Raw genomic sequence first — 11,060 nt, 5'->3', positions numbered from 1 at the left:
CTATGGCAGGAATCACTCCACACCAGCAGGCTGCTTTGAACTACAAAGAGCACATTTCCCTGACCGCAAATGCCGGTTCGGGAAAAACATTCGTCCTTTCAAGGCGTTACGTGGAAATTGCCCTAAAGGAAAATGTCTCTTTAAGAAATATCGTTGCCATCACTTTTACAGATAAAGCTGCCGGGGAACTATATAAGAAGATTTCCGAAGAGGTGCAGAGGCGCTACCTTGAGAGTACGGACTTTCAGGAAAAGAAAATAATTGAAAGAATAAGGCGCCAGCTAGTTTCGGCCAATATTTCAACCATCCATTCCTTCTGCATAGACATTTTGCGCGAGTTCCCCCTGGAGGCTGAACTAGACGCTAACTTTACACCTATTGACCAGAACCTTTCAGATGAGCTCCTGGACCTTAGCGTTGAGGAGACGATTAAGCATTATATCTCAGATGAGGAAAATTCTGGAAAGCTCAAATACCTGATAAGAATATTTGCTTCCAAGAACGTCCTTAAAAGCGTGGTTGCCTCGCTTATACAAAAAAGGAAAAACATACTGAAGCTGGCTTCGGAAGTCTATACGAAGGATGAGAAAGAAATAAGCACCTTTTTCTACACGAATTTTGAAAAGTATGTCTCGCAGATCGTTGAGGCTAACAGGGAAAAGGTTATCATCAGTATTAAGAGAATTAACAGTACTGTACTTTCCCATAAGCCCGATAACCCTTTGGCTCTCGAAGTTGATTCTCTTCTTTGCAGGCTTCAGGAAGCTGACAGCTTTAGCCGGATGCTCGCAATCCTTAAGGAGCTAAAAGGCAGGCTTATTACCAGTTCCACTTCAAGCCTGAAGAAGGTAGGATACCTTAATAAGGAGCGTGAGGTCCTAAGCGCGGAAATAAGGAGTGTTGAGGAATATTTTTCTGAAATTGCAGGATTCGACCTGCCCGGAGACCACGAGGAAGTAGAAGTAGAGCTTGCGCGATTCGGAAAGAATTTAATCGAGGTTTTTGACAGCGCCTTAAACGCCTACGGCGAGAAAAAGCGCCAGATGGGCTACCTGGATTTTGAAGATATACTTATCCTTACGCAGAACATACTTGTTAAGGAAGATGTCTGCCGGGCCCTAAGGGAAAAGCTGCAGTACGTAATGATTGACGAATACCAGGATACCAACGAAGTCCAGTACGAAATTTTTATGCCCATTCTTGACTACCTCAGGCAGGGTAACCTTTTTATTGTTGGAGATGAAAAGCAGAGCATATATATGTTCCGCGATGCCGAGCTCAAGGTGTTTAACCGTACAAAAAGTGACATCATGATGGCCTCGGGCGAAAAGAACCTGCTTAACCTGCCCGACAGCTTCAGAATGGCCCCTGCAATATGCCTTTTTACAAACTATATCTTCCGCAGCCTTTTTAGTAATCCGAATCCTGTCTATAACGAGGTTAACTATTGTGACCTGGTATGTGCTAAGGACGAAACAACGCCCGGCGGAGTCGAAATAATACTGGCTGATAAGACAGATGAAACTAATACTGAAGCTGAACTCATTGCACGCAAAATTGTATGCCTTACGGGATCTGATGGGACTCAAGACATCAGGTTTGATGACATAGCAATCCTCTGCCGCAAAAGAAAATCATTTGAAGAACTGGAAAGGGCTTTTAACAGGTACCACATACCCTTTACAATCGTAGGGGGCACGGGCTTTTACCAGAAACAGCTTGTATCGGACATCTATAACTACCTGTCTTTCCTCCTTAACAGGGAAAACGACGCTGCCCTGGTTAGCATCCTCAGGTCCCCCTTTTTCTCACTTTCGGACGTTGAGATCTATGAGATATCGCTGAGGGAAAAATACTGCTTCTGGGAGTCACTTAAAGCCTATGCCCCGGAGTCGCCGAAGATTCAGGAAGTTGCATCCATACTTGAAAACAACCTGGTGCTTGTTCACCAGTATGACCTTACCTCGCTCCTTCGCAGGATAATAAGGGAAAGCAGTTATCTTACGGTTCTGAGCTCAAAACCCAACGGCCTTCAGGAAATAGCAAACCTGGAGAAGCTGATCGCTATTTCGCATAACTTTTCCATTTCGGGTTATAAGACGCTCTACGATTTTATTAACTACCTTAGCGATGCAATTATAAATATAGACGACGAAGGCCAGGCCTCGGTTGCACTTGAAAGCGCATGCGTGAAAATAATGACGCTCCACCAGGCAAAGGGGCTCGAATACAAGGCTGTTTTTCTTTATGCCTGCCATGAATACACTCAGCAGGATACGGTCAGGGCAAAGTCGGTTGTTATAAATAAGGACTTCGGACTGCTTACTTCTGTTCCTGTCAACAATAACTATTTTGAAGACTACAGGCAGGCACCCATCGTTGCACTGCATAACTTTATGGCAAGGAAGAAGAACCTGGCCGAAATAAAAAGGCTCCTTTATGTGGGCGTGACCAGGGCTAAGAATTACCTCTATATTTCTGCAACACACAAAGACTATAAGTTTAACCCGGAATCCTTCATGAGCCTCATACTCACAGGACTGAAAATAAAGCTTCCGGTGGAGGCAGTAGAAATAAACTTTGAACAAAGTTTCCTTAAGAGCCTTGAGGATGGGTTTACAAATGAAACAAAAACTCTATCCCTGAATATCCCGGTTGTAAATCAAACCGGTGCGGCAAGCCCCATCGAAATTTCAGACAGCTCCGGCAGCCTGGCAGATAAAATTCTGAAGATAGATCCTGTCCCGGATATGCAGGAAGATGAGACAATTTCAGCTACCAAAATTGCAGTCTATACGCAGTGCCCAATGAAGTATTACCTGACATATGAACTGGGATATTCAAAGCTTCTAAAAACATTCCAGAGGGATTTTACTCATTTTGACTTTAAGCAGGAGGATGAGGAACCCTCTAAGCCGTCGTTTGCCGACGTAAAGGGAAAGCTGCTTCACTTTCTTCTGGAGCATGAAGCCGTGCCGGGAAGTTACGAGGACAGGCTTGAGGAGCTGATTAAAAGCGAACTGCATTTTGTCGACGCAACCGCAGAGAACCTTAAGTCCATAAAGGATTCTGTTATTGAGGACCTGAATTCATACCTCAGCTCCAGAACCTGCCGGGAAATTAGGTCATTCAGGAATTTCAAGAATGAGTTTGAGCTGCTCGTAAGGGAAAAGGACTTTTATCTCTATGGAATTGTGGACAAACTAGTTCTTGAGGATAAAAGGGTAATTGTTATAGATTTCAAGTCGGACGGCATCGCTGAGAAGGAAATTCATTCCAGGAAAGAGCACTACCTCCCGCAGCTGAAGTTCTATGCCTACCTGATCAGTAAGCTTTATACTGAAGTGGAAGAGGTGGAAATCAGGCTCATATTTCTGAAGCATCCGGAAGTTGAGGTAAAGTCCGTCCTGAAGAAAACTGAAATTGAAGCTATCGGCTTTGAACTCTACGGGGTTGTGGATAAGATACGCAGGATGGAGTTTGGTAAAAATCTGAACCATTGTTACTATTGTCATTATTCTATGGATAAACGCTGCATAATGCAGTAAAATCGGGGAAACGGAACAATTTCTGTGGAGAAAAACAGCATTATTATGACGGAAAATTCAGCCTCTGAAAAGGAAAATTTCTTTCCCAATGCGGGTATTTTCCGGAGGGCAGTGGCATTTTTTATAGACCACCTCATTCTTCTTGTCACATTTTTATTTGTTTTTAATAATTATTTTGATTTCTTTTTATACAAAATAATTTTTTCATCGCGGCAGTTTGCTCTCTTGGTTACAATTATTATCTTAATAGTTGAACTCTATTTTGTTCTCTTTGAATGGCTTTGGAGAGGCAAAACTCCGGGCAAGTTTCTAATGGGTATATTTGTAGTAAAAGAGGGTGAAAAGGATTTGGATTTCTATTCCCTTCTGGTCCGGAACCTGTTAAGGTGTACGTATTTTATTCCCCCGTTTTTTGTATTGCCCGACCTGATATCTGTAATAGTCAGCAAGCGCAATAAAAGGCTGGGAGATCTTTTCGCCGGAACTGTCTGTGTTATAAAAATAAGAGCCAAATCAGAAGACATCTCTGAAGCTTAAGAACTTTCTTTTTCCCAATCCCGGTTCCATATAAAAACCGGAGTGAGAAAAGGCATTTGAAATTATATTCATATATGAGGAGCTAAAATGAAAAGCAGAATTACCCAGATAAGAGATATGTCTGTAATTGAACAAGAGTTAACCCATGGAAAAGCTGGCGTACTCAGTTTCATCAGCCCTGACGAGGAACTTGTACAGGCTGTTGTTCCCTATCTTTATCTTGATAAAAATATTTACTTATTCTTCGAGGAGTCCGATGAGAACTTTCTGAGCATGAACTTTGATAATAATGTCAGCTTTGCAGTCTTCAAGGCTGAAAACGGAAAAGAGGCTTCTTCCCTGGCAAAGGGGTACAAACTGCTTCAGATTCTTTGCCGCGGCATTATTAGAAGAGTTGAGGAAGTAAGAAGTGCCGAGGAAGTTTATACCCAGTATATAAATAAGTATTACTCAGGTTCTGAAGGTGAAGAATCCTTTATCGGCATCAGAGGCGTTTTTATAGATACAGAGGAAATCCAGGCCAGCAGTGTTTCCGCCTGAGTGCCCGTACTCCTTTATGGGCCCTCAGGGTTTAATCTGATTTTTGCAGCATCTTATGGATTAAATCCTGAATCCCGCATTCCATTTTGCCTTACCTTTCACGAAAATAAAAAATCGCTGATGAATTTTTAATAAAAGTATCATAAATTGCTATCTGTAATTTTAACCATTGGACCTTTTTACCAGTTGTGTTCCTCTTTTAAGAATTGTTCCCCGGTTCAAATGGCGGTTTTTATCATTAAATTTGTTTTCCGGAGCATGTAAATGTTAAATTATGTCTGGCTTGCTCTCATTGTACTGGGCATTGGAGTCGCAATAAGCACCGATTTAGTCGAAAAAAATAACAATAAGTACCAGAATAATACTCCTATTCCGGTTCAGGTTCGTTTCGACGAGCCTTTTAAGAATGATCTTTCAAAAACCTACAACGTCAGGCTTTCTGTCAGCCAGTCCGATTTCAGTAAGTATTACAAGGAAAACGTCACGGGCGGGGTGGTGCAGAATGCAAAGGTTACCTACGACAAGGATAAAAAAAATGTAACCCTCTTCCTTAAGACGGGAGACGCAACCCCGAAGATCTGGAAGCAGATGGCAAAGGTTACAGGAAAGGAAGACGACCTTAACGGCAAGGTTTACTTCTACAACTTTCAGGGCGACTCGGCTGCAAAGGCAGGCATTGTCTTTGAGGAGGTCTCATTTGCTAAAATGAAGGACGTGACCTCATCTGCCTTAAGCTATGCTGGTACAGCAGTTAACATTGCCCTTGAACTTATAGGCATTATGGCTCTCTGGCTCGGCATTATGAAGATTGCCGAGGAGGCAGGGCTTATTACAATTATTGCAAAGGCACTTAAACCGGTTACAAAGTTCCTGTTCCCGGATGTCCCGTCCGACCATCCTGCAATGGGCTCCATGATTATGAATATTTCTGCCAACATGCTCGGACTCTCAAATGCCGCAACGCCCTTCGGCCTGAAGGCAATGGAGGAACTGGATAAACTGAACCCGAACAAGGGCACTGCCACAAACGCCATGTGTACTTTCCTTGCCGTTAACACAGCAGGCCTTACCTTTATCCCTGCTACGGCAATTGCCATCAGGGCTGCCTCGGGAAGCTCCGATCCTGCAATCATAATCGGCACATCTGTCTTCGGCGCAATCTGTGCCACAATCGTTGGTGTTACTTCGGCAAAGATTATGGAAAAATTCCCTGTCAGAAAAGGTGAGGGCGGGGAATGGTTCAGGTCAAACGTTAAGGGCCTGGGTATTTTTATGGGACTCATAGTTTTAATTGCCCTTGTCTTTGCCCTTGGAATTGCTCCTGCAATCGGATCTTTGTTCAGCTTTATAAGCCCTTCTTTATTTAAGGATATAGTACAGATTATTTCAATTCTTGCAATTCCGGGACTAATCTTTATTTTTATAGTGTATGGATTTTTCAAAAAAGTTAAGATATATGAGAAATTTATTGAAGGAGCAAAGGAAGGCTTTAATGTTGCTGTAAGGATAATTCCTTTCCTGGTCGGTATGCTCGTTGCTATCGGTATATTCAGAGCAGGCGGGGCAATGGACTTCCTTATTTACATTATACGTCCTGTTACAGACCTGATCGGAATGCCGGCCGAAGCCCTTCCGATGGCACTCATGCGCCCATTATCAGGAAGCGGCTCGCTTGGCATAATGGCTGAAACTATTGCCGTGCACGGCCCCGATTCCATGATAGGTATACTGGTCTCAACATTCTACGGCAGCAGTGAAACCACGTTTTATGTTCTGGCCGTATATTTCGGATCTGTCGGCATTGCCAGAACAAGGCATGCGCTTGCTGCAGGACTTCTGGCCGACCTGGCCGGTGCACTGGGCGCATTGTTTATAGTAAAACTACTATTCGGATAAAAATAATTGGATAAAATATGAAAGCTTTTATAACAAGAAAACTTCCCGGAAATGCTGTAGATCTTTTGATAGAAAAAGGAATAGATGTTGTTGTCTTCGGAAAAGACCGCCAGATTTCCAAAGAGGAGTTTCTTAAGCATGCAAAAGATGCCGACGGCATAATATCACTTCTCTCGGATAAGATTGATAAAGATATAATCTCGGGGCTTAAAAACTGTAAGGTAATTGCAAATTATGCCGTGGGCTACAACAACATAGATTTAAGCGCTGCAAAAGAGAAAAATATTGTTGTTACAAACACACCTGAACTTTTAACCGATGCCACGGCTGATATTGCAATAGCACTCATGCTTGCCTGCTCAAGGCACATCACGGAAGGCGACAGGTTAATGCGTGAAAATAAATTTTCAGGCTGGGCTCCTGAACTCCTTCTGGGCATCGGCTTAAGCGGTAAGACCTTCGGCTTAATAGGTGCAGGAAGAATAGGTGCGGCTGCTGCAGTAAGGGCAAAGGCTTTCGGAATGAACATTGTTTATTTCAGCCGTTCCAGAAACGAAAGCCTTGAAAAGGCCACGGGCGCAAAGAAAGTCTCTTTGGAGAAACTTTTGAAAACTTCCGATGTGATCTCGTTACACGTGCCATTGACAGATAAAACAAGGAATCTTGTTGATAAAGATCACTTACATTTAATGAAAGAGACTGCAATTTTAATAAACACTGCGCGCGGGGAGATCCTCGACGAAAAGGAACTGATTAAAATGCTGAAATCCCGGAGGATTTTTGCCGCAGGCTTTGACGTTTATGAGAATGAACCCCTGCTGAACAAGGATCTGCTGAAATTGAAGAACGTGGTTCTGCTGCCTCATATTGGCAGCGCTACATTCGAGGCAAGGACAAAAATGGCCGAACTATGTGCTAAAAATCTCATTAATGTATTAAAAGGGAGGAAACCTCTGACTCCGGTCATTTAAGTGCCTTGTTTTGCTTTTCCCCTTTTTTGAATTAAGTTTTCTTTGGCTTGCTCCTGCAGAGAACGCTCCCGGGGCGTTCTCTGCAGGAGTGGCAATAGTTAAGTTAATTGACTATTTTGCAGTAAAAATTATACCAATAAACTTAAAAAAGAACACACCACATGAGAATAGGTATACCAAAAGAAACAATACTCGAAGAAAAACGGGTCGCTTTAGCACCTGCAGGTGTAGATGCACTGGTTAAATCGGGGCATACTGTTTTTATCGAAAGCTGTGCTGGTATGGGCAGCAACTTTTCTGATGAGGAGTACAGAAAAGTAGGCGCCAGTGTAGTCTATAGCGCCGAAGAGGTATATAACAGAGCAGAACTCATTACAAAAATTGCTCCCCTTACTGAGGCTGAGGCTTCAATGCTTCAGGAAGACCAGATCCTCTTTGCTTTTCTGCACCTTGCAATCGGTAAAAAGAAAATTCTTGAGACGCTTATTTCAAAAAAGGTTACTTCTATTGGGTTTGAACTGATTGAAAATGATGAAAATCTGCCTGTCCTTCAGTCCATGAGCGAAATAGCAGGGCAGATTGCAATCCAGGTGGCCGAACGCTACCTTGAGAGCACTTCCCGTGTAAGCCGCGGTATCCTCCTGGGCGGTATTACAGGCGTTGCCCCGGCAGCTGTGGTTATTCTCGGTGCCGGCGTTGTGGGTACTAATGCCGCACGTGCTGCACTTGGACGCGGGGCTCAGGTGATTATTCTGGACAGGGACCTCAACCGCCTCAAAAGAATTGACAACCTTTTCCAGAAAAGGGTTACTACTGTTGTTGCAAACCCGTATACCGTTTCAAGGGGTGCAAAGTTTGCTGATGTTCTTATTGGTGCTGTTTTAATAAAAGGCGAAAAAACGCCTCACGTGGTTTCTGAGGATATGGTGCGCCAGATGAAAAAGGGTGCTGTTATTGTTGATGTTTCTATCGACCAGGGGGGCTGCATTGAAACTAGCCATCCCACTACAATCTCCGACCCTGTTTTTGTGCAGCATGACGTAATACACTGCTGCATCCCGAATCTGCCTGCACTGGTCTCACGGACTGCCAGCTACGGACTTACAAACGCGTCTTTGGATTATATACTGAATATTGCTGATAACGGTCTGTCGAATGCTTTGCTTGGTGATTTGGGCTTATCCAGAGGGGTTTGTACCTATAATGGATTCTGCTCAAATGAGAATATTGCAGAAGTGTTTAACGTCGAATACAGAAGACTTCACATTTTTTCCAAAAACTAATAAAAGTGATTTATGTCATATGAAGATTTCAAAGTAGGGCAGTTTAGAACTGCAAACTGGCTGAAAAATTATACCTCAAAGCTGATTTCGGCCGATGAGGCTGTTAAGGTAATTAAGTCCGGAGACCATATTGCCATCCAGCCCGGATGCGCAGTCCCGATGGAACTGGTCAGGGCTATGGTAAGACGCAAAGATGAGCTTGAAAACGTCAATATATATCATATCCTTACCGTTGGACCTGTACCTTATCTGGATCCTGGTATGGAAAAACACTTCAGGCATACGGCGTTTTTTATCGGCGGCAATTCCAGGCAGGCGGTTAATGAAGGAAGGGCCGACTTTGTACCGATATTTCTTTCCGAGGTTCCTCTTTTATTTAAAAACGGCGTTATAAAGCCGGACGTTGCCCTCATAAATGTTTCCCCGCCCGATGAACACGGCTTCTGCAGCTATGGCGTCGATGTCGGAACAATCAAAACTGCCGCTGAAAAATCCAAAATCATTATTGCTCAGGTCAATAAAAGAATGCCTAGAGCCCTCGGTGACTGCTTTATTCACATAAATAAAATCCATTATGTCGTTGAGTACGATGAAGCAATCCAGGAGCTGCCGCAGGTAGATAGCGATCTTAACGAGGATACACTGGCCATTTACAACAATATAGGGCACTATATCGCAGACCTTATTGAAGACGGATCGACTCTCCAGATGGGCATTGGAGCCATTCCGGATGCGGTTCTGAGATTCCTGAAGAACAAGAAGGACCTTGGCGTCCATACGGAAATGTTCTCTGACGGAATGATCGAACTGGTCGAAGAAGGCATCGTAAACAATGAAAAGAAAACTCTCCACCCGGGAAAGATTATTGCGGGTTTTGTGCTCGGAACAAAAAGAGCATTCGACTTTATAAATAATAATCCTATTGTGGAATTCCATCCGCAGGAATATGTTAATGATCCCTTTGTTATATCGAGAAACTACAAAATGGTTGCCATAAATTCGGCTATCGAAGTCGATTTGACGGGACAGGTGTGTGCAGATTCCATAGGAACCAGGTTCTTTAGCGGCATTGGCGGCCAGGTGGATTTTGTCCGCGGGGCAGCAAGAAGTGAAGGCGGAAAGCCTATAATCGCCCTTCCTTCAACGACAAAGGATTTCAAAATTTCAAGAATTGTCCCGGCATTAAAACCAGGCGCCGGAGTCGTAACCTCAAGAGGAGATGTGCATTACATAGTGACTGAATATGGGATCGCCCATCTTTATGGAAAATCTATTAGGGAAAGAGTTAAGGCACTCATAAAGGTGGCACATCCCGATTTCAGGGAAGAGCTCTCAAGGTATGCCAGGGAAAACTTTAAGATCTAAGGTATGATTGCAGCTATCGGCGATATTCACGGGTGTTTTTATACTCTTGAAGCCCTGGTTAATAAACTCAGGGCTGAATACCCGGATGCTGAAATCTACTGCGTCGGGGATCTGGTAGACAGGGGAAAAAACAGTTTTGAGGTCGTTAAGTTCTTAATGGACAACAAAATTAAGTTTACTCCCGGAAACCATGACTATATGTTCTATGCTTATGTCAGAGAGCCAAAAAGCATTTTTGCCAGGGCATGGGTCTATAACGGAAATGAGGCCACGCTAAGAAGTTATCTGGACCATTTTGACAGTGTTGTAAAACATATTGAATTTATTCATGCCCAGCCTCTTTACTTTAATCTGGAAGATTGTTTTATTTCACATGCGGGCATTTCTGAACGGTACAAAAAATATCTTCCGCCAAATTTGAGAGATAACCTGGAGGCGCTTGACAAGCTTATTTACGGTGAGTTCGAAAATGAAACCGGAGTCCTCTGGTCCAGGGAAAAACTCCTGAACCTGGGGAAAATTCAGGTCGTCGGGCATACGAAACAGGATAGTGTGAGATACGACACAAAGTCAAATGCCTTATATATTGATACCGGCGCCTGTATAGGCAATAAGCTCAGTGCAGCGGTTATACATCGTAATGAACTGGTCGAAACGGTGGAAGAACCTACACATTTAAACGATATTTGAAGCAAAAACGGCATTTTCGGGCAAAATCGGCTCCCGGTAGAAAAACAGCAGTATTCCCAAATTTTCAATTGACATTAAGCAAAATCTTAAGTTATTTAGCGCAACGATTTTTCACTGAAAGTTGGAAGTTATGCTAACATTTATTGTACAAAAACAGTTGACTATAAAATCAAAATTAAATAATTTTTCATCTAACTAATTAAGGAGGTTGTAAGGAAAAAATTTTACGT

At 43.1% G+C, this 11,060-nt stretch carries 8 protein-coding genes; all 8 read left to right on the top strand.

Going from position 1 to position 11,060, the window contains the following annotated elements; genetic code table 11:
• Positions 1-2 precede the first annotated feature (2 nt).
• The 8 genes from HF312_03835 to HF312_03800 all read left to right on the top strand — a co-directional run bounded on the left by HF312_03835 (position 3) and on the right by HF312_03800 (position 10,830).
• Positions 3-3,548 (top strand): UvrD-helicase domain-containing protein, encoded by a 3,546-nt coding sequence (locus tag HF312_03835; GenBank protein ID MCU7519320.1) that lies wholly within the window; start codon positions 3-5, stop codon positions 3,546-3,548.
• A 111-nt stretch (positions 3,549-3,659) separates the two neighbouring features.
• Positions 3,660-4,085: an RDD family protein gene (locus HF312_03830; protein MCU7519319.1), complete on the top strand. Its 426-nt coding sequence runs from the start codon at positions 3,660-3,662 to the stop codon at positions 4,083-4,085.
• An 87-nt stretch (positions 4,086-4,172) separates the two neighbouring features.
• Positions 4,173-4,625: a hypothetical protein gene (locus HF312_03825; protein ID MCU7519318.1), complete on the top strand. Its 453-nt coding sequence runs from the start codon at positions 4,173-4,175 to the stop codon at positions 4,623-4,625.
• A 264-nt stretch (positions 4,626-4,889) separates the two neighbouring features.
• Positions 4,890-6,521, top strand: coding sequence for a spore maturation protein (locus HF312_03820; protein MCU7519317.1), 1,632 nt, complete (start codon positions 4,890-4,892; stop codon positions 6,519-6,521).
• A 17-nt stretch (positions 6,522-6,538) separates the two neighbouring features.
• The gene (locus HF312_03815; protein MCU7519316.1) at positions 6,539-7,492 is read left to right on the top strand and encodes a D-glycerate dehydrogenase; all 954 of its coding nucleotides are present in this window, start codon (positions 6,539-6,541) and stop codon (positions 7,490-7,492) included.
• Positions 7,493-7,653: 161 nt separating this feature from the next.
• Positions 7,654-8,775, top strand: a complete 1,122-nt coding sequence (gene ald, locus HF312_03810) for an alanine dehydrogenase (GenBank protein MCU7519315.1) — start codon at positions 7,654-7,656, stop codon at positions 8,773-8,775.
• Between the two features lie 12 nt (positions 8,776-8,787).
• Complete coding sequence (locus HF312_03805) at positions 8,788-10,140, top strand: acetyl-CoA hydrolase/transferase family protein (GenBank protein MCU7519314.1); 1,353 nt, start codon at positions 8,788-8,790, stop codon at positions 10,138-10,140.
• A gap of 3 nt (positions 10,141-10,143) precedes the next feature.
• Positions 10,144-10,830, top strand: a complete 687-nt coding sequence (locus HF312_03800; protein MCU7519313.1) for a serine/threonine protein phosphatase — start codon at positions 10,144-10,146, stop codon at positions 10,828-10,830.
• The last annotated feature ends 230 nt before the right edge of the window (positions 10,831-11,060 follow it).

Source organism: Ignavibacteria bacterium (assembly GCA_025612375.1).
In the GTDB taxonomy this organism is placed as follows: Bacteria; Bacteroidota; Ignavibacteria; order Ignavibacteriales; family SURF-24; genus JAAXKN01.
The sequence above is the reverse complement of the archived record's forward strand: the minus strand, read 5'-3'. Positions and strand labels throughout refer to the sequence as shown.

Coding starts and splice junctions, on each gene's coding strand:
- HF312_03800 (MCU7519313.1), top strand. CDS start 10,144: ATGATTGCAGCTATCGGCGATATTCACGGGTGTTTTTATACTCTTGAA.
- HF312_03825 (MCU7519318.1), top strand. CDS start 4,173: ATGAAAAGCAGAATTACCCAGATAAGAGATATGTCTGTAATTGAACAA.
- HF312_03805 (MCU7519314.1), top strand. CDS start 8,788: ATGTCATATGAAGATTTCAAAGTAGGGCAGTTTAGAACTGCAAACTGG.
- HF312_03815 (MCU7519316.1), top strand. CDS start 6,539: ATGAAAGCTTTTATAACAAGAAAACTTCCCGGAAATGCTGTAGATCTT.
- HF312_03835 (MCU7519320.1), top strand. CDS start 3: ATGGCAGGAATCACTCCACACCAGCAGGCTGCTTTGAACTACAAAGAG.
- ald (MCU7519315.1), top strand. CDS start 7,654: ATGAGAATAGGTATACCAAAAGAAACAATACTCGAAGAAAAACGGGTC.
- HF312_03820 (MCU7519317.1), top strand. CDS start 4,890: ATGTTAAATTATGTCTGGCTTGCTCTCATTGTACTGGGCATTGGAGTC.